General features: G+C 60.0%; 18 protein-coding genes. 12 read left to right on the forward strand and 6 right to left on the reverse strand.

Annotation, left to right across the window (positions count from 1 at the left end):
* Positions 1 to 172: 172 nt before the first annotated feature.
* A complete protein-coding gene (locus tag QYQ93_RS18870; RefSeq protein ID WP_043049350.1) occupies positions 173 to 577 on the reverse strand; it encodes a RidA family protein in 405 nt (134 codons plus the stop codon).
* Between the two features lie 317 nt (positions 578 to 894).
* Here QYQ93_RS18870 and QYQ93_RS18875 point away from each other — a divergent pair, with 317 nt between their 5' ends.
* A complete protein-coding gene (locus QYQ93_RS18875) occupies positions 895 to 1,368 on the forward strand; it encodes an Sbal_3080 family lipoprotein (protein WP_043049349.1) in 474 nt (157 codons plus the stop codon).
* A gap of 288 nt (positions 1,369 to 1,656) precedes the next feature.
* A complete protein-coding gene (locus QYQ93_RS18880) occupies positions 1,657 to 1,929 on the forward strand; it encodes a DUF6124 family protein (RefSeq protein WP_043049348.1) in 273 nt (90 codons plus the stop codon).
* Positions 1,930 to 2,120: 191 nt separating this feature from the next.
* On the opposite strand, the gene QYQ93_RS18885 is transcribed toward QYQ93_RS18880, so the two are convergent.
* The 4 genes from QYQ93_RS18885 to QYQ93_RS18900 form a co-directional block, all read right to left on the reverse strand.
* A complete protein-coding gene (locus QYQ93_RS18885; RefSeq protein WP_043049383.1) occupies positions 2,121 to 3,053 on the reverse strand; it encodes a pyridoxamine 5'-phosphate oxidase family protein in 933 nt (310 codons plus the stop codon).
* A gap of 79 nt (positions 3,054 to 3,132) precedes the next feature.
* Complete coding sequence (locus QYQ93_RS18890) at positions 3,133 to 4,017, reverse strand: LysR family transcriptional regulator (RefSeq protein WP_043049347.1); 885 nt, start codon at positions 4,015 to 4,017, stop codon at positions 3,133 to 3,135.
* On the reverse strand, positions 4,017 to 4,937 hold the full coding sequence (locus QYQ93_RS18895) for a LysR family transcriptional regulator (RefSeq protein ID WP_043049346.1): 921 nt from the start codon (positions 4,935 to 4,937) through the stop codon (positions 4,017 to 4,019). The genes QYQ93_RS18890 and QYQ93_RS18895 overlap by 1 nt, the downstream gene beginning before the upstream one ends.
* A gap of 16 nt (positions 4,938 to 4,953) precedes the next feature.
* Positions 4,954 to 5,586, reverse strand: coding sequence for a glutathione S-transferase family protein (locus QYQ93_RS18900; RefSeq protein WP_043049345.1), 633 nt, complete (start codon positions 5,584 to 5,586; stop codon positions 4,954 to 4,956).
* A 215-nt stretch (positions 5,587 to 5,801) separates the two neighbouring features.
* Between QYQ93_RS18900 and QYQ93_RS18905 the strand changes: the two genes are divergently transcribed.
* On the forward strand, positions 5,802 to 6,878 hold the full coding sequence (locus QYQ93_RS18905) for an aldo/keto reductase (protein WP_338475250.1): 1,077 nt from the start codon (positions 5,802 to 5,804) through the stop codon (positions 6,876 to 6,878).
* 72 nt (positions 6,879 to 6,950) lie between these two features.
* Positions 6,951 to 7,193, forward strand: a complete 243-nt coding sequence (locus QYQ93_RS18910; protein ID WP_052501140.1) for a hypothetical protein — start codon at positions 6,951 to 6,953, stop codon at positions 7,191 to 7,193.
* Positions 7,194 to 7,280: 87 nt separating this feature from the next.
* Here the strand turns inward: QYQ93_RS18910 and QYQ93_RS18915 are convergent, their stop codons facing one another.
* The gene (locus QYQ93_RS18915) at positions 7,281 to 7,802 is read right to left on the reverse strand and encodes a chemotaxis protein CheY (RefSeq protein WP_338475251.1); all 522 of its coding nucleotides are present in this window, start codon (positions 7,800 to 7,802) and stop codon (positions 7,281 to 7,283) included.
* Between the two features lie 204 nt (positions 7,803 to 8,006).
* Here QYQ93_RS18915 and QYQ93_RS18920 point away from each other — a divergent pair, with 204 nt between their 5' ends.
* From QYQ93_RS18920 to QYQ93_RS18955, 8 genes are all read left to right on the forward strand, one after another.
* A complete protein-coding gene (locus QYQ93_RS18920) occupies positions 8,007 to 8,690 on the forward strand; it encodes a molecular chaperone (RefSeq protein WP_338475252.1) in 684 nt (227 codons plus the stop codon).
* 23 nt (positions 8,691 to 8,713) lie between these two features.
* Positions 8,714 to 9,697 carry a fimbrial protein gene (locus tag QYQ93_RS18925; RefSeq protein ID WP_043049341.1) on the forward strand — a complete coding sequence of 328 codons (984 nt, stop codon included), beginning with the start codon at positions 8,714 to 8,716 and terminating at the stop codon, positions 9,695 to 9,697.
* Positions 9,698 to 9,754: 57 nt separating this feature from the next.
* A complete protein-coding gene (locus tag QYQ93_RS18930; RefSeq protein ID WP_338475253.1) occupies positions 9,755 to 12,553 on the forward strand; it encodes an ATP-binding protein in 2,799 nt (932 codons plus the stop codon).
* Entirely contained in the window at positions 12,540 to 13,733 is a 1,194-nt protein-coding gene (locus tag QYQ93_RS18935) for an EAL domain-containing response regulator (RefSeq protein ID WP_338475254.1), read from the forward strand. Before QYQ93_RS18930 ends, QYQ93_RS18935 begins: the two co-directional genes overlap by 14 nt.
* 80 nt (positions 13,734 to 13,813) lie before the next feature.
* On the forward strand, positions 13,814 to 16,987 hold the full coding sequence (locus tag QYQ93_RS18940) for a hybrid sensor histidine kinase/response regulator (RefSeq protein WP_338475255.1): 3,174 nt from the start codon (positions 13,814 to 13,816) through the stop codon (positions 16,985 to 16,987).
* Positions 16,988 to 17,010: 23 nt separating this feature from the next.
* Entirely contained in the window at positions 17,011 to 17,658 is a 648-nt protein-coding gene (locus QYQ93_RS18945; RefSeq protein WP_338475256.1) for a response regulator, read from the forward strand.
* Between the two features lie 198 nt (positions 17,659 to 17,856).
* Positions 17,857 to 18,459, forward strand: coding sequence for a fimbrial protein (locus tag QYQ93_RS18950; RefSeq protein ID WP_043049337.1), 603 nt, complete (start codon positions 17,857 to 17,859; stop codon positions 18,457 to 18,459).
* 75 nt (positions 18,460 to 18,534) lie between these two features.
* The gene (locus tag QYQ93_RS18955) at positions 18,535 to 19,275 is read left to right on the forward strand and encodes a molecular chaperone (protein ID WP_338475257.1); all 741 of its coding nucleotides are present in this window, start codon (positions 18,535 to 18,537) and stop codon (positions 19,273 to 19,275) included.
* Positions 19,276 to 19,289 lie beyond the last annotated feature (14 nt).

Consider the following 19,289-nt stretch of genomic DNA (forward strand, 5'->3'; position numbering starts at 1 on the left):
AATGTGGGAGGGGCGGTACGACGATTCGACTTGCTCCCGATGGCGTTGGGTCAGTCACAGATGTATTGGCTGACACTACCTCATCGGGGGCAAGTCGAATCGTCGCACCGCCCCTCCCACCTTTGGATCGCACGTGCACCTTTACCCTACCCACGTTCAAAAAAGCGCTCGCCTAACTGAACGGAACCACCGCCTCTGCCTCAACCTCGATCAACCATTCCGGCAACGATAACCCACTGACCATGATCCACGAAGACGGCGGCGGGTTATGCGCGAAGCGCTGGCGCAGCGCTTCAGCAATCGGTTCCTGCTGCTCCCGGGCAGATTCGACGATATACAACCGCAGCATGATCACATGGGACAGATCGCCACCCACCTCAGCCAGCACCTTCTCGACATTGTCCAACGCCGTGGCGGTCTGCTCGGCAATGCCAGGGCCCACAGTGCGCTCTTGAGCATCCACGCCCACCTGCCCGGAAAGCATGATCCGCCGACCATCCGGCACTTCCATGGCCTGGCTGAAACCGTATTGCAGCGAATTGAATACCGTCGTGGGATTAATGACCTTTCTTTGCATGACGAGTCCTTGTTGGCATTAAGAAAACAAGGCTAACCCAGAGAAACTGCCCACGCTGACGGTTCAACATCCAGCAACATGTTCATGGGTGAAGCGCTGGCCTGATGAATAAACGCAAATTCAACAAGCAATGACATCCCACTGTGGGAGGGGGCTTGCTCCCGATGAGGTAGTGTCAGCCAATACATATGTAACTGACCCACCGCCATCGGGAGCAAGCCCCCTCCCACATTTGATCTGCTGCACCCGAACCATCGTGCTCAACGCTGGACGATCACTGCTATCATCCAGCCACTACTCATGACATGGAGGTCGCAATGCGCCGGATAACAGCCCTCGCTTTCGTACTGGCCTGCATCGCCCTCACCGGCTGCAGCATCACGCAAACCGTCACACCTGTTCCCGCCTCTAATGTTCACTCCCCTGAAATCTGCATGATCCCCGCTGCCGGCTTGCGTGAAGGCTTCAACACCACCTACACAGCCCAATTGCGCAGCAAAGGCTTTCAAACCCGCGAGTTACCGCCAGGCACCCCGCCAGCCAATTGCGCGCTGTCGACCACTTACATCGGTACATGGAGCTGGGACATGGCGTTGTATATGAGCTTCGCCGATATTCAGGTGTTCGAGAACGGTCGGCGGATCGGACAGGCATTGTATGACTCAACCTCCGGCGGCGCCCGAATGGGCAAGTTTATTGATGCACAAAGCAAGATCATCGAGATGACCAACCAACTGTTTCCCAACACCGACTACGGCAAAACTGCGGGTCAGGCCAACCGCCTTCCATAGACTGAATTCGTCAGACGGCTCTTACACAAACTTCGGGTTGCGTCCGATGAGCCTCACCGCTAACCTTCGCGGGCCGCTGCAAAATCAGCGAATGGGTGTGGTAGCCCAGTTCTTTCATAGACCCCAAAACGCTCGAGGGCGTTTTTTTGTGCGGGCTGCTTTGTGGCGGCTGTGCATGGGAGGCTTCGGCCTGCCGGGTTTCTATGACCGGTCTACCACCCCGTGTACAGTCGCCTCCTTACTTCGTGTGGTAGCGAAATGGAGGTGCTCATTCATAGGAGCTTCGCCATGAAGAAAGTCACACCCAATCCCCCGCCATCCCACTCGGATGAGCCGCAACTACCTCCCGATGTCATCTTCACCGTCCGCCCTGGCCTCAGCACTGAAGCCGCCCTGAGCAATGCCAGCGAAATGCTGGAGTCAGCGACTGTCTGTGCCTACGACTGTGCCGAACAGCTCGAGGGTCACGGTCGCAAACAAGTGCTGGCAGTGGTGCAGATGATGGAGATTGCGCAGTTGCTGGTCGATGAAGCGCTGAACCGGGAATGCCCGGTGGCCTGATGAACAAACGCAAACCCAACAGGCAATGATGTTCTCTGTGGGAGGGGGCTTGCTCCCGATGGCGGTGCGTCAGTCACAAATGTGTCTACTGACACCACCTCATCGGGAGCAAGTCGAATCGTCGCACCGCCCCTCCCACATTTGATCTCACTGCATCAGTGAGGTAGCTACGCCTGGGAGCGCGGGCCAGGCTACCAGGTGCCCATCGCCAGGCTGTGCGGTGAAAACTCCGCGAACTGCCAGCGCAGTGCCAACGCTGCCGGACGGCGGACCACGTGCTCCACCGTCACCGTCCACAAGCGCTGCGCGCCCTCGAACTCGGCCACTTGCGGCCCGCTGAGAATCAACGTTGTACGTCCCGCCACTTGCAGCACGTCGCCGGTTTCAAAATCCACAAACAATAACCCTGCCACCGGGTTGGCGTGCAGGTTGCCGAGGGTATTGAAAAACAGGTTGCCGGCAAAATCGGGGACGGTCAGCACGTTGCCTTCCACCCGCACAAACCCCGTGTCGCCGCCGCGATGGGAAACGTCCACCGAGCGTTCGCCGTGCTGGTCCACGTAGCTGGCGACAAAGAAGGTATCGGCGTTGCGGATCAGCGTTTGGGCGGCAGTGTCCAGGCTGGTGCTGCGCTCGATGTCGTTGCCGGGCTTGCGTGCTATAGCCTCGACCGGACGCAGTTGGATGTACTTGGGGCAGTTGCCGAAGGTGTGCACCACATCAATCGCAAATCCATGATGATCCAGCGCTCCGATCCGACCGTTCATGCGGTTGCGACGCCGGGTGCCCAGGTCGATGCCCAGCAAGCCAACCGACGCGCCACGAGTGACGCCAGCCGAGGCGGGATCGCTTTTGGACGGCAGGCTGTCGATCTGCAATGTCTGCGAATCCGGTGAATGGGCGAACCCTGGCGCGCCCTCCAACATCGTCGCCCAGGGAATACCCTGTTCATCCACCACACCCAGAACGAGGTAAGGCAACAACGGATAAAAATCACGATGCTGCTCGGGCAAATGATCACGAATGACCTTCGGCCCGATCATGGCCATGCGCTCGGCGACGCCTGCACTTTCCTGCAAGTGCCGTTCGCCGGCATGCCAAGGGGATTGTTCGATCGAGTTCATGGCGATCACCTCTGGTTGGATAACCGGATGCTGCGCCTGCCCAGCCATCGAGAGAATGCCCACCCCAGGCAATCCACTATTACGCCAACTGAAATGCCGGATGTTCGCGCAACGCGGTGACGCAGTAGTCGACAAAACTGCGCACGCGCATCGACGCATGCCGGCCTTCGCGGTAGATCACATGCACCGGCAGTGGCGGCAGTTCAAAGGCCGGCAAGACACGACGCAGTTGGCCACTCATCAAGTGATCGTGAACCGGGTAACTGAGGCAACGAATCACCCCCGCGCCCTGCACTGCCGCATTGATCGCGCCTTGCACCGTGGCGCAACTAAGGCGTGCGCGGGCCTTGAGGGTGTAGTGAGGGAAACCCCAATGCACCGTTTCAGCGCTGGCAATCAGATGATGTTGCTTGAGGTCAGCCGGATGCCGGGGCTCGCCCCTGGCCGCCAAATACGTGGGGCTCGCGCAAAGCAGGGTGCGCACTTGGCCGACCTGTCGTGCAATCAGCGATGAGTTGGGCAGCTCACCCACCCACACCGCCACGTCAAACCCCTCTTCGTGCAGGTTGGGGTAATAGTCGTGGTAATGGGCGATGACACGCACCGCCGGGTAGCGATCCATATAGCCAGCCAGCAGCGGTGCCATCACATAGCGGCTGAACAGCAACGGCAGGCATATCCGCAGGTTGCCCTGGGCGTGCACATGGGCGCCGTTGGCCGAGGCTTCGGCCGCGTCCACCGCGGCCAGCAGGCGTACACAGTCGGCAAGGTAAGCCTGGCCTGCATCGGTGAGGTTGACCCCGCGTGTGCTGCGTTGCAGCAACACCACCCGCAGGCGTGCCTCCAGGCGCGCAACCGCACGTACCAGAGTCGGGCCGGAAACCCGGGCATGGCGTGCCGCCGACGCCAGGCTGGGTTGCCCGGCCAGCGCGGCAAACAACTGCATATCGCGAAAGCGCTCCATCAGGCACGACGCTTCGTCGCTGGATTGAGGGCCGCGTCCTGTCCGAGGCGCTGGCTTAAGAAATCCACAAAGGTGTTGACCTTGGCCGGTATGCGGCCGTTTTGCTGGAACACGACGTGGATCGGCAGCGGCGCCGGTTCGAAAGCCTCCAGCACCAGCTCCAGCTCACCCGCCGCCACCGCTGCCGCTACCTGATAGGACAGCACCCGGGTCATGCCCCAGCCCAGGCGCGCCAGGTTGATTGCGGCATTGTTCGCCGTAACGCTCAGACGCGGCTCAATGGCTATCTTCAGCGGCCGCCCGGCGTCGACGAACGTCCATTCACTGACCAGTTGGCTGGACGAAGAGGTGACAATCTTGGCTTCTCGCAATTGCTCAGGCCACTGCGGGCGCCCATTTTCGTCCAGATAAGCCGGCGATGCGCACACCACCCGGCGCACTTCGCCGACCTTGATCGCCTGCTGCCCGGGTTCGTGCAGATGGCCGATACGCACCGCTACATCGACGCCTTCATCGGCCATATTGACCACACGGTCGACCAGCAAGGCACTGATGCTCACCAGGGGGAACTGGTCCAGGTACTCCCCCAGCACAGGCGCCACATACAGCTCGCCAAACAGCACCGGTGCGGTCACTGTCAGGTGGCCGCCGGGGATGGAGTAACTGCCCGCTGCCGCTTCCTCGGCCTCTTCCAGTTCGGCGAGAATGCGTCGGCAATCTTCCAGGTAACGCTGGCCGGCATCGGTCAGGTGCAGGCTGCGCGTGGTGCGCGCCAGCAGTTGCGTACCGATGCGCTGCTCCATGGCTGCAACGGCGCGGGTGACGCTGGGTGGCGAGGTTTTCAGGCGACGCGCAGCAGCCGCAAACCCCTCCTCCTCGGCCACCGCCAGGAATACCTGCATCTCATGAAATCGGTCCATCGGCGCCTCTTGATCGTTACTGTGATTGCAGCCCCACCGCCGTGCGCGGCATAGCGACAAACCCCGGCAAGGCTTCGATGCTGGCAAGCCAGGCACGCACCTTAGGGTAGTCGGCCAGCGACACGTTGCCTTCCGGCGCATGGGCCACGTAGGTATAGAACGCAATATCGGCAATGCTTGGCTGATCACCAGCCAGAAAACGGCTCTCGCCCAGGTGCTGCTCCATCACGTTCAGCAGTGCATGGGCTCGGTTGATTGCGCTGATAGTATCCACCTCGGCGCCAAACACCGTGGCCAAGCGCGCCGTGGCGGGCCCGGCATGGAGTTGACCGGCGGCGGCCGAGAGCCAGCGTTGGACCCGCGCTTGGCCGATGGGATCGCTTGGCAGCCACTGCCCTTTGCCATAGGTACTGGCAAGGTAGACCAGAATCGCGTTGGAGTCGGCCAAGACAGTACCGCCGTCATCGATCACCGGGACCTGGCCGAAGCGGTTGAGGTTGGCGATGAATCCGGGCGTTTTATGCGCACCTTGCTTGAGGTCCACCAGGATAAATTCACTGGGCAGGCCCAGCAGGGAGAGCATCAGCTCGACCCGATGGGAGTGACCGGACAGGGGAAAACCATAAAATTTGATCGCAGGCTGGGTCATGAAAAGCTCCAAAAGAATGGGTATTGACGCCAGGCATATTCCACTGCCGCCTCAGTCGGCGGAATGACCAGAATTTACAATCCAGCATTTCATTGGGCGAAACAATCACCTGTCCGAAATTCTCCGCGCCGGCGTCGCAATTTCATGAAAAAAATTCAAACTATCGCCCTCCCCATCGTTCACACCTTCACGTGCAACGTTAAGTAGGAGGCGACATGCAATACCGACAACTGGGTCATTCCGGCCTGCTGGTCTCGGAAATCATCCTAGGCACCGTGCCCTTTGGCGGTCGTGCCGAGTTCGAAAAATGCGGCGCGGTGGACGTGCCCCTGGCCAGGCGCATGTTCGATATCGCGTTCGACGCCGGGGTGAATATGGTCGACACCGCTGACCTTTACTCCCATGGACTGGCCGAAGAGGTAGTCGGCAAGGCCCTGGGCGACAAGCGCAACGATATCCTGCTGGCGACCAAGGGCCGCAGTCCGGTGGACAGCAACCCGAACAATTCCGGCTCATCGCGCTATCACCTGATCCGCGCCTGCGAAGCCAGCTTGAAGCGGTTGGGCACCGACCATATCGACCTGTACCAACTGCATAACTGGGACGGCATGACGCCCATCGAAGAGACCCTCGAAGCGCTGCGCCTGTTGGTTGGCTCGGGCAAGATCCGTTACTTCGGCACCAGCAACTTCACCGCTTGGCAGATGATGAAGACCCTGGGCAAGGCCGAGCTGCACGGCATGCTCAAGCCCATTACGCAGCAGATCTACTACACCCCGGAATCCCGTGAAGCCGAGTACGAATTGCTGCCGTTGGCCTTGGACCAGCACGTCGGTACTTTGGTATGGGGCCCGATGGGTGAAGGCTTGCTGACCGGCACGACCCGCCGCGGACACAAGCCACCGGCCAATACCCGCCAGGGCAGCGGCTGGCCGGAACCCTATGTGCATGACCAGGAACGCGCCCTGGATATTATCGAGACCCTCGCCGCCGTCGGTGACGAGCATGGCGTCTCGGTCGCCCGCACCTGCCTGGCCTGGCTCAAGGATCGGCCGGGGATCACTTCACTGATCGTCGGTGCGCGCACCGAAGAGCACCTGCGCGATAACCTTGCCGCGACTGAGCTGAAGCTGACCGAGGAACAATCGTCACGCATCGAAGCTGTTACGCGTCGTCAGCCGTTGTATCCCTATTGGCATCGCTTTACGGCCGGGATTGATCGTTTTGATCCTGCGGAACAGCCGTTCCTGGCCGAGCATCAAAAGACCATGGATGCGCGCAAGGACAAATAACAGTGCGGTTCAAAGGTGGGAACACACTATTCCCACCCTTGAACAAAACGCCCCCAGCAAAGGAGTCTGGCTTTGATCGCGCAAATCATGATCGCCGCCCTCGGCGTCGTCGCTATCTGGTTCAGCCAGAGCAAACGCTTGAAGGTGCGCCGCTATGCGTGCCTGTTTGGCATGGCCGGCCAGCCGTTCTGGTTCTGGTCGTCGATCAATGCCGAGCAGTGGGGCATCGTCTTGCTCAGCTGTTTTTATACAGTGGCCTGGGCCAAGGGCATCAAGACCCATTGGATCGATCGCAAGGGTGATGGGCAAGGTTGATTTGCAATTGTGCGCCGCGCTGCCTTTGCTGGGCGACATGATGTTCCATGCGCTGCTGCGCCTATTGATTGATGCTGCGCGATACGATCAGCGTTTGGGAAACAACCCCACGGCACATGCCACCACAGTCGGGTCGCCCTGATAGAACGCCCGCGGGCTCATCGAAGCCTGGGGCGGCCGGCCGTCCACGGTGCGCAGTATCGGCCGCTCAACGGGCGGGGAACTGTGCGCCGGATCGACAATTTCCATGCAGCGACGCAGGGAGTTGAAGTCGGGCGATTGTGACAACGACAGGTGCAAGGTCTGGCTCACCGATACCGACACCACGGAACGTTGCGCACATTGCCCGTCATAGATCAGCGTGTGGCGGATCAACGGGTTGTCATGGCAATACTTCAATAGGTTGACCTGCCGCGAGTGGACCAGGGCGGTGTTGATGATCAGTAAGTCGAACGCCACGACGCCCGAGCGTGTCAGTGCCTGCAATTCGTCGAACGAACTCAACGGAGCGATGCGGTGATAGCCCAGTTGGTTGAGCATTTTCTCAATCTTGATCCGTTGCAAAAGCTCTGCATCGGCAATCAGAAGGCGTAACGCTTTATTGGACATAGGGTAAACCTGACAGTTGGGCATCCGCGTCGATCATTCAACGCTGAACAAATTAACCGTCAGGGGTGAAACCTGACTTTAAGGCGATTCTGAAACGGCAATCCGGGGCACACCGTACTTTTAAGAATCGCCTCAAAGCCTTAGCTCCACCCACTACCTACCATGGGCTGCGTTCCCTTACCCGACCATGGAATTGCCGTGTTCATGTTTCTACTCAGAATGGTACTGGTGGCCTGCGGGCTGCTGATGCTTGCGTCTCCACCTGCCAATGCGGCGCTGAAGATCGAAGGCACACGCCTGATCTACTTCGGCCAGGACAACGCCGCCGGTATCAGCGTGGTCAACCAGGCCTCGCAGGAAGTCGTGGTGCAAACCTGGATCACAGGCGAGGACGAATCCACCGGCCGTACCGTGCCCTTTGCCGCCACCGAGCCGTTGGTACAACTGGGCGCCGGGGAGCATCACAAGCTGCGCATCCTGTATGCCGGAGAAGGCTTGCCCAGCGATTGCGAATCGCTGTTTTGGCTCAATATCATGGAAATTCCACTGAAGTCGCAAGACGCCAACAGCGTTCAGTTTGCGATTCGCCAGCGGCTCAAGCTTTTCTATCGGCCACCCGCACTCCAGGGCAGTTCGGCCGAGGCCGTAAAGCAGTTGGTATGGAGCAGCGACGGGCGTACGGTCACCGTCGACAACCCCAGCGCCTTTCACTTGTCACTGGTCAACCTGCAAACCGACAACCTGGCGCTCAGCGACTACCTGATGCTCAAGCCCCACGAGCGTAAGACCCTGACCGCACCAGGCGCCTTGCCCAAAGGCACCACCCTCCATTTCACCGAAATCACCGATATCGGTTTGCAAGCCCGGCATAGCGCGGCGCTCAACTGATAGAACACAGGGTATTTATACCAATGTCACTGACCAAACGCTGTTTACCCCTACTGATATGGGCCTGTGCAGTCCTGCCCGCCACCAGCCATGCACTGGCCTGCCGCGAGGACGGCACCAACTCGATCATCACCCAGGAAGCGCTGGGTACGGCGCTGGCGGTGGCAGCCGACGCCCCCAACGGCACGATTATCTGGGAGTCCGGCCCTCGCTCGACCAACGTGATCTGCAAGGACGACTACCTCCACGGCCGTGAGGAAGTGTATTTCTATGTCAACCCGGCCAGCGTGAGTATTGGCACCGGGATTCGCGTGGGCATTCGCTATAACAACCAGCCGATTACCCAAAGCACCGGCAAGGTGGGTACCGGCTTCTTCTCCGACCGAGGCTGCAATTTGTCCAATTGCGTGGGTTGGGACAAGGCGCGCTTTACGCTCAATTTCAGCGTATTCATCGAGAAGTACGACCCCACCCCTCCGAGCGGCCAGGCCAGCACCTTAACCTCTTACCGCGTGTTCCAACTGGATGGGGTGCGCGGGCTCAACTCACGACCCAACAGCAATTTCAACTATGTGGTCACCGGCATGAACGATATCCGCTTCGTGCCTTGCACCCCAGAACTGACCATCAGCCCCAGCGTGGTCAACTTCCCCACGCCCTCGCGCAAGGCCGCGATCGGTGAAGTCGCCAGCAGCGCTAACTTCAGCCTTAACCTGCGCAAGGGCTGCGACACGCCCTATACCGTCAGCGCACGCTTCGCCACCACGCCCGGCGGCGGCAGTGTGAACAATGGCTTGCTGGTGCCGGACAACAACAGCTCGGTCGGCATCTCACTGTCTCGCGCCGAGAGCCAGCAGCAACTGCCGTTCAACAACTGGTTCACGCTGCAGGAGTTGATGGGCCTGGGCCAGAGCCACGATGAATTCCGCGCAGACCTCAAATGGCGCACCTTGCCGATTCCAGGTGCGTTCGACGCTGCCGTGGTAGTGGATATGTACTACAAGTAGGCGATTTTTAAGGATCGTCTTATGCCACCGGCAAAGGCCCAGCCGTAAAGTCTGCCGATGCGATTGAAAAGTTACCTGCTACAGATCAACCCCGTCCTTTCCCGACCCGAAGCAGCCAGAAGGCTGCTTCGTATTTTTGCGAGCGTGCTGCTGGTGGGCATCCTGGGCGGGGTCTATACCTTTCTGCTGTCAACCTTCAACAACGACATTTCCCAGCGCCGCGGCTATATGAGCAGCGCCATAGCCGAAGCCCATACGTTTTTCACCAACCGCCAAGCCTTGCTCGAAAGCCTGAGCCTGTCGGCAGTGCGCAAGCAGTCCAGGGTCTATCCCTCTTCGGCGGAAGAACAACACCTGGAGCTGGGGGACACCCCGGGCGGTCAATGGAGCATCTGGCTGACCGCGCGCATGCGCGACTACCTCAAGGCCAAGCAGCTCAACCTGCTCTACGTCAACACCGGCTCCAACCCGCACGTAACGCGGCTGTTCGATGCGACCACGCAGGTATTGCCGATTTCCAAGTGCATGCTCAACCGCCTCAAGGCCCTGCAACACACCGACCCGGCCACGCTCAACGAGCTCTGGCTGAGCGACAGGACTGAACAGCACTCGCACCTCTATATCTTCATTCGCCTGGACGAGCGTGATCGCGACTCCGGCTGGCTCGGACTGGAGATGGAAAGCAGGGAAGTCTCCACGACCCTGAGCGACCAGAGCGCCGGCGAGTTCATGATGCTCAATTCCCAGGGCATGCTGGTGTTCACCAACAGCACCGATACACAGTTGAGCCAGCAACACCTGAGGCCCGGCGAAGACAGTTTTTTCGGTTTTGTCGGCAACGGCTGGCTGCCCGACCATCTGGTGATTCGCAAACACCTGAAGTCCTCTGAATGGCAGTTGATGTACTCCATCGACCTGCGTGCGGTGGTCACCGGCCTGTGGAAACAGCTGCTCGGTGCGCTGCTGTTTTGCCTGTTCAGCCTGACGCTGATCTGGTTGGTGATGCGCCGCGTCGACCAGCGTTTCATCCTGCCGTCGATCCATCGCATCCAGGCGTTGATCGAAAGCGAAGCCTTCGGCCGCGATGTGATCCAGACCGCCCCCGTGGCCCTGTGCGTGCTGCGCCGCACCGACGGCCAGGTGGTACTGGAAAACACCCTGGCCCAACAATGGCTGGGGAACGGGCCGGAGCGCGAAGCGCTGCGCGCCGGCTGGATCGAGCAGGCCTTTGCCAACGGCCCTTCCGAGCGCAGTGACTACTTTGAAACCATCGACGGCCGTCACCTGTACCTGAGCAGTGCACCGACCCGTTACAAAGGCGAAGACGTGCTGTTTTGCGCCTTCAGTGATATCAGCGCGCGCAAGCAGGTCGAGGCGGCGCTGGAAGAGGCGCGGCAATCGGCGGACGCAGCTAATGCCGCGAAAACCCTGTTCCTGGCGACCATGAGCCATGAAATCCGCACACCGCTGTATGGCGTGCTCGGCACCCTGGAACTGCTGGCGCGCACGCAACTGGATGCGCAACAAAAGGACTACCTGCAGGCGATCGAAGGCTCATCGTCGACCTTGCTGCAACTGATCTGCGATGTGCTGGACGTATCAAAGATCGAAGCCGGGCAGCTGGCACTGGAGATGAGCGAGTTCTCGCCGCTGGACCTGGTGCATGAAATCATCCAAGGCTACGCCGCGGCGGCCCACGCCAAGGGCCTGCAGCTGTACGCCTGCTTCGATCCCAAGTTGCCGGAACGGCTGATCGGTGACGTGACGCGCATCCGCCAGATTCTCAATAACCTGCTCAACAACGCGGTGAAATTCACCGACTATGGGCGCGTGGTGCTGCGGGTCAAAGTGCTGGGCCGCGACGGCGAACGCTCCAGTCTGTTGTGGCAAGTCTCAGACACCGGCAAAGGTATCGCCCAGGAAGACCAGGCGATGATTTTCGAGCCGTTTTACCAGAGTGAAGGCAATACCAATGTGGTTGCCGGCACCGGCCTGGGCCTGCCGATTTGCCAGCGTCTGACGGAGTTGATGAACGGCAATATCCGCATGGTCAGCGAACTCGGCCTGGGCAGCAGTTTCAGCCTGATCCTGCCGTTGGAGGAAGCATCTGTTGCACCGATGACACCGTTGCTGGCCGAGACCATTTACGTGGCCTCGCCGATTCCGGAACTGGCAAACGCGATCGCCGGCTGGTTGCGCCGTTGGGGCGCCAGGGCCCAGGCGGGCTTGCCGACGTTGGCGGACACGCACCTGCTGTTGCAAGTGCACCCCGGCAGCGTTGACCCGTTACTGGTGCCCGAGTGGCCTGGGCCGGTGATTCACGTGAGCAGCAATGCCTGCCCCTGCGTAGAAGCCGACGCTGGCGCCTGGCACGTCAACCTCAACCACCTGGGAGCCATTCATCAGGCCGTGAGCCAGGCGCAAGGGCTATGGGTGGCCCGCGCCGATGAGCAAACGCACCAGCGGGACCTGAACAAACTCAACCTGCATCTGCTGGTGGCCGAGGACAACATCATCAACCAGCTGATTTTGCGTGACCAACTCGAAGAACTCGGCTGCACCGTGGAACTGGCGGCCGACGGTCAAGAAGCGTTGCAGCTGTACAGCGCCGGCAACTTCGATGTGGTGTTGACGGATGTGAACATGCCCCATATCAACGGCTATGAACTGGCGCGTGAACTGCGTCGACAGGGCTGCCCGTTGCCGATTATCGGGGCCACCGCCAACGCCATGCGCGGCGAGACCGACCTGTGCCTGGCCGCCGGCATGAACCATTGCCTGGTCAAACCTTTTGCGTTGCGGGCTCTATTCAACTCCCTGGCGCCTTATGCACGGATCCCCCATGAAGCCCCTTAGTATTCTGATTGTCGAGGACCATCCCCTGCAGCATATCTACCTGCAGAACCTGCTCAGCGAGTTGGGAGACTTCCTGCTCGAAACCGCCGAGGATGGCAACCAGGCGCTGAAGCGTCTGCGCCAGCGGGACTTCGACCTGGTGCTGACCGATCTGCTGATGCCCGGCATGGACGGCGTGCAATTTATCCAGTGCCTGGCCAGCCTACGCTGCAAGCCGGCGCTGGCGATCATGAGCGCGGCGTCACGGCGCATGCTGATGGCGGCCAGCCTGGTTGCAAAAAACCTCGATGTCGAAGTGATCGGGCTGATCTCCAAACCTGTGACCGCCGAGGCCTTGCGCACACTGGTCGATCAACTCAGGAACAAGGTGCACAAACCTTCTCCGGAATTGCCCGAGCACATGGACATCGACCGTCAAACGCTGGTACAGGCCATGAGCGGTGGCCAGTTCCAGGCCTGGTTCCAGCCGAAGAAATCCCTTGCCAACGGCCGTATTGTCGCCGCCGAAGCCCTGGTGCGCTGGATGCACCCCGAGCAAGGCGTGATGCTGCCTGCCGCGTTCCTGCCGGCGATCAAGGCGTTCGAACTGGAGGAGCGGCTGTTGTGGCTGGTGCTCAAGCAAGCGATCCACGCCCAGGAACACTGGCGCCAGCGCGGCTATGAAATTCCAGTGTCGATCAACCTGCCGACCCACTTGCTCAACAGCCATGACCTGGCAGACCGCTTGCTGGAGTTCGTGCTGCACCACAACGGCATCCCCGCAATGATCTGCTTTGAGCTGATGGAATGCTCGGTGCCGCAAGACATCAGCAACTTCTACGCCGGCGCCTGTCGATTGCGGATCAAGGGATTCAGTTTGTCCCAGGATGATTTCGGCAAGGGCTACAGCTCCTACCTCAATCTGGTGTCCACGCCGTTTACCGAACTGAAGATCGACCAGGCACTGGTGCAGGGCAGCCACGACAACGAAGGCATCGCCCAGGCGTTGGCGAGCATTATCGCGCTGGGCCGCAAGTTGGGCCTGACGGTGGTCGCCGAGGGCGTGGAAACCCCTCAGCAATTGGCGCTGCTGCGCAAAATCGACTGCAATCAGGTGCAGGGCTTCCTGATCTCCCATGCGGTGTCTTCAGACCAATTTCAACAACTACTGAACAATGATGGCCCCGCGACATCTCACTAGCTGGCGGCCCCGGATTTCTTGCCCTTTAAAGGAGCAAGCAGCATCCAGTGCCGATTTTTCCTGCGCCTGCGGACCCCCTGATGAAGCACAACAACGCGATCCTCGAAGCCTTTACCCGCAGCTCATTGCGCCTGAACAAGGGCTTGATGGTGCTGATGGGAATTGCTTTGCTGCTGGTACTGACCAATTACTGGTCTCTGCAAAGGGGCGTCGAAATCCGGTATGGCGCGATGCGCTTTCACTTTGCGCGACTGATGGAAAATCTCTCAGATCAGCAAACCTACCTCAAGAGCCTGACGCATCCCGGCATCCAGGCCGAACTGCTGCACGCCACCCACGTGCAGATCAGCCTCAAGAGCCGCATGGTCGACAACCGCCGCACATTGTACGAAGGCCAGAAGTATTCGTTTTCGGTACCGTTCAGCATCAAGTTCGATGAACAGCAGATCGGAGCCGCCGCCAGGCCGCCGATTTTTGCCCTGGGCGCGCACCTGACCAGCTACTACAGCGCCTTCTGGTCCTCGTCGCCGTACGAGGCGCCGCAAACCTTTCTGCTCAATCGTCAGGCGAACTACACCATCACTGTTCCGTCCGTGGGCTATCAGCACCGGGAAAGCCCCGAGGATACCGACAACCCCGTGGCGCGAGTCAACGCTGTGCAGCAAATCCTCGCACAGACACCGCAGCCGCTTGAGCAGAATCGGGTGTATTGGCAGGCCGGGCCCGAACCCGAATATTTGCTGGCCTACATCGGCCTGCCACTCGACGTACAGGGCCAGGCAGTGATCGGCACCCTGCTCGATGTGTCGCAGGTCGACGATGTACAGCGCGCGCTGAATCACTCGGCGTTTGATCGTTTCACCCTGATTGGCCCTGACCGCACCCGGTTGATCGGGCCAATCATCCAGGCGCAGCTCAGCGACGGTGTGCATTTCACGGCCAACGGCATTGAATTCAAGATCACCCAGGCCGGCGACCAGCCCTGGAGCGCGGTCTATGGCCTGAACTACTCGCACTTCTTTCACTCCGCATTGTGGCCGTTGAGCACCTTGGCGTTGCTGCTGTTCAGCCTGATCACCCTGTGTTGGGCCGGCAGTCGCTGGTATCGACGCCAGGTGATTACGCCGGCGCAACTGGCTCACGAACGCATTGCCGAAAGCGTGGCATTCAGTCGCGTGATCATCGACACCGCCCCAACCGGGTTATGCGTGGTGCGACGCAGCGATGGCAAGGTGTTGATCGAAAACCAGCGGGCCCAGCAATGGCCCGGTACCGCACGTTTGGTGGCGGCCATGGCCGGTAAGCACGACATGGCTGAGAGCGGTGAGACGCATCTGGAGATCGAGGGCCGGCACCTGCAGATCGGTTTTGTGTCGACCCGCTACCAAGCTGAAAATGTGCGCCTGTACGCTTTCAACGATATTACCCGGCATATCGAAGATGCCCAGTCCCTGGAAGAGGCGCGCCACGCCGCCGATGCAGCCAGCGAGGCCAAGACGTTGTTCCTGGCAACGATGAGCCATGAAATCCGCACGCCGCTGTATGGCGTGCTCGGCACTCTCGAATTACTCGGTCTGACAAACCTTGACCCACACCAGAAGGCCTACCTTCACACCATCCAGCGCTCGTCCGCCACCCTGTTCCAGCTGATCAGCGATGTGCTGGATGTCTCGAAGATCGAGTCCGGGCAAATGGCGATAGAAGCTGTGGAGTTCTGCCCGCTGGACATGCTCGAAGACACCCTGCACACCTACGCCGCTTTTGCCCAGCGCAAGGGGCTGCAGCTCTATAGCTGCATTGACCCGCAGTTGCCGGACTGCGTGATGGGCGACCCGATGCGCATCCGCCAGATTCTCAATAACCTGGTCAGCAACGCGATCAAATTCACCGATTTCGGGCGCGTGGTGATTCGTGCCAGGGTGACGGGCCGCGACGCCAATCATGTCGACCTGCAATGGCAAGTCACCGACTCCGGCGTAGGCATCCCCGAGGCGCAGCAGGCCAAGCTCTTCGATCTGTTCTACCAGGCGCCGGACACCGCCAGCGAAGGCGGTGCCGGGCTTGGCCTACCGATCTGCCGGTGGCTGGCGCAGATGATGGACGGCCAGATCCGTGTGGTCAGCGAGCCCGGGCTGGGCAGCAGCTTTACGTTGAAAATGCGCCTGCCGCTGTGTGGCGGCACACTCACCAACCTGCCGCTGATCGAACCCAGCCCGACGCCGGTATACGTACAGGCACCGGTACGCGAACTGGCACAGGCGATGAGTGACTGGCTCAACCGCCTGGGCATTACTGCCACCCTGGCGGCGACCACCCAGGACAAAGACAACCATCACGCAGTGCTGGTGGACCTGTTGCCCAGGGAGCCCGCCAGGCCATGGATCGGCCAGCGCGTGCTGTGCCTGCCGGGTGCGCACAGCCCGCCGCTGCACACGCCGCAAGGCTGGGTGGTGGATCTGCACGACGTACGCACCCTCGCCGCCACCGTGTCACTGGCGCAGCATGGCAAGCATGAGCAGCCCACGCCGACCCGACCACAAACTGCGGGGCAGTTGGGGCTGCGCATCCTGGTGGCCGAGGACAACCCGGTCAACCAGGCGATCATCAAGGAGCAGCTGGAGGCACTCGGTTGCTCGGTTAGCCTGGCCGCCAACGGCGAGCAGGCGTTGCAATTGTGGCAACCCCAGGCTTTCGACCTGGTACTGACCGACGTGAATATGCCGTTGATGAATGGGTACGAGCTGGCCAGAACCCTGCGCGAACATGACCCTCAGTTGCCGATTATCGGCGTGACCGCCAATGCGATGCGCGAGGAAGGCGTGCGTTGCCTGGCGGTGGGCATGAACGCCTGGATCGTCAAGCCCTTGAGCCTGCAAACCCTGCGTGGCCAGTTGATCAAGCTGTGCAAGGTCAAGCCCCCGGTTGAGCCTGCCGCGCCGGTATTCGACGACAGCGTGCAACTGTCGGACAAGATGCGCCCGCTGTTCATCAGCAGCGTGCAGCAGGACATACAGCGCATCGATGTGGCTCTGGCACAGCGTGATACCCGCAAACTCGGCCAATTGCTGCATTCGATCGCCGGCGCCCTGGGTGCTGTTCAGGCGCTCAGCCTGGCCCAGGCGTGCATCGAACTGGAAAGCGCCCTTGACCGCGGCAGCCTCGACACAACGCTTGAGCTCAAGGTGAAGACTGTGATGCGGCGTCTGTCGGCCGTTCTGGAAACTCTCCAGCCCGGGCACCCTTCACTCACTTGAACTGGCACTACGGACGGCCCTTTATGAAAAAATTCAACGTGGTAATCGCCGACGATCACCCGATCGTGTTGCTGGGCGTTCGCGAACTGGTAGAGCGGGACGTACGCTTTCAAGTCGTCGGCGAGGCCGTGTGTTCGGCCGGCCTGATCGAGTTGTTGCAGTATCAAGGCGTCGATATCGTGATCACCGACTACAACATGCCAGGCGATTCGCCCTACGGCGATGGCCTGAAGCTGGTGGAGTACCTGAAACGGCATTTCCCGCAGGTACAGATCCTGATCCTGACCATGATCTCCAACCACCTGATCCTCACCCGCCTGCAGGAACTGGGCGTGGTCGGCATCATTCAGAAAAGCCAGTTGCACACCGAAATTCAACTGGCGCTCAAAGCGATTGCGCAGCGCAGCGCCTATCGAAGCCTGGAGCCGCCCAAAACCTCAGTGATCGAGACCCTCACCGCGATAGACGAACGCTTTACCAGTTTATCGCCCAAAGAGTTCGAGATCCTGCGCTTGTTCATTTCCGGCATGAGCGTAAGTGATATTGCCCGCCGTCAGAACCGAAGTTCAAAGACCATCAGTGCGCAAAAGATATCGGCCATGCGCAAACTTGAAGTGAGCAGCGACCAGGATCTACTTGCTTATTGCCTGGAACGAAACATCTTCAACTAACGCATAACTTTCAAGCCATTCCTGGACAATGGCTTTGCCCTTTGTTTTCAAGCCTTCCACCGTTGCAACCACCACAAATAACCTGCCCGCCCCAGAGCTTATAAGAATCGTCTTATTCGCTCCCGCCGCCTCGTCGCCTACTCTTTGCTCGCAGTTCAACAACAGCAACTTTTCCAACTAACACTTACGGACATTATCATGAAAAAGTTTTCCCTGGCTGTGATCGCCTCGGCCATTATCGCCGCTTCCGGCAGTGCATTTGCCGTGGATCCTGCTCCGACGCCAACCACGGGTGGCAGCGGTAAAATCACCTTCACCGGCGTCATTAACAACGATGCCTGCTCGGTGGACGGCGCCAACTCCGACCGCACTATTTCGGTGGACATGGGCAACGTATCGATCAAAGACATGGGCACCGCGGAAAACCCGACCGCAGGCCGCGTGACCGCCAAAGACTTCAACCTGAACGTCAACTGCAACCAGGGCACCAAGGTCGCCATGATCTTTGACGCCAACAACGGCGGTTCGGGCCTGGTCACCGGCAAAAAAGTACTGGCCCTGACCCCGGGTTCGGCCACTGCACAAAACGTCGGTATCGCCCTGCTCGACAGCAAGGGCGGTCTGATCGACCTCAGCTCGCCAAGCACCGCACGCATTGAAAGCACCATGCACGGTGCCGGTACTGAAGGCGGCGACGCCACCCTGAGCTTCGCGGCCGCCTATGTCACTACCGCAGCCGCGGGTTCGTCCACCGCCGGTCGCGGTGACGCCACCCTGCCGTTCATCCTGCAATACGAATAATTCGGCGCCCCGGGCACCGAACGCGCGAGGCCTTGCGGCCTCGCCATTGTCTTCTGATTACACCGGATAACCCTCATGCCGCCTCGTTCTATCGCCGCATGTCTGGGGCTGCTGGGCTTGCTCATGGCTACCCAGGCCGCCGCCAGCATTTCATTGAATGCCACCCGTATCGTGTTTGACGGTGACCACAAGGAAGCCAACATTACCGTGCGTAACGGTAACCAGGATGTATTGATTCAATCCTGGGTCGACATGAACGACGCCAGCGCCAGCCGCGCGCCGTTTGCCGTCACCCCGCCCCTGGCGCGGGTATTTGCCAAGGAACAACAACTACTGCGCATCCTGTACGAAGGCACCGGCATGCCCACGGACCGCGAGTCGGTGGTGTGGCTCAACGTGCAGGAAATCCCCAAGGCCAGCGAAGCCGAGAACACCTTGCAGTTGGCTATCCGCCAACGCATCAAGATTTTTTACCGCCCTGCCGGCCTTACCGGCAGCGCGCTGCAAGCCCCTGCGCAGCTTGAATGGACGCTGGCCAAACACGGCAGCCAAACCCTGTTGCAGGTGAAAAACCCGACGCTGTACCACGTGTCCATGGCCGACATCAAAGTGCAGGCGGTATTGGCCAGCGACTCCACCATGATTGCGCCCGGCGAACAAAAACAGTTTGCGCTCACCGCTCCAGTCGCAAGCGGACCAGTGCAGTTGTCGTTTTCCAGCATCAATGACTACGGCGCGCAGAACCACTACAGCGCACCGCTGTCCAGCGGCGCGACGCTGCCGGCGCACGCGACTGAATCGCGCCTCAACCCCTAAGCACTTTCGTTAAC

Source organism: Pseudomonas khavaziana, assembly GCF_036704165.1.
In the GTDB taxonomy this organism is placed as follows: domain Bacteria; phylum Pseudomonadota; class Gammaproteobacteria; order Pseudomonadales; family Pseudomonadaceae; genus Aquipseudomonas; species Aquipseudomonas khavaziana.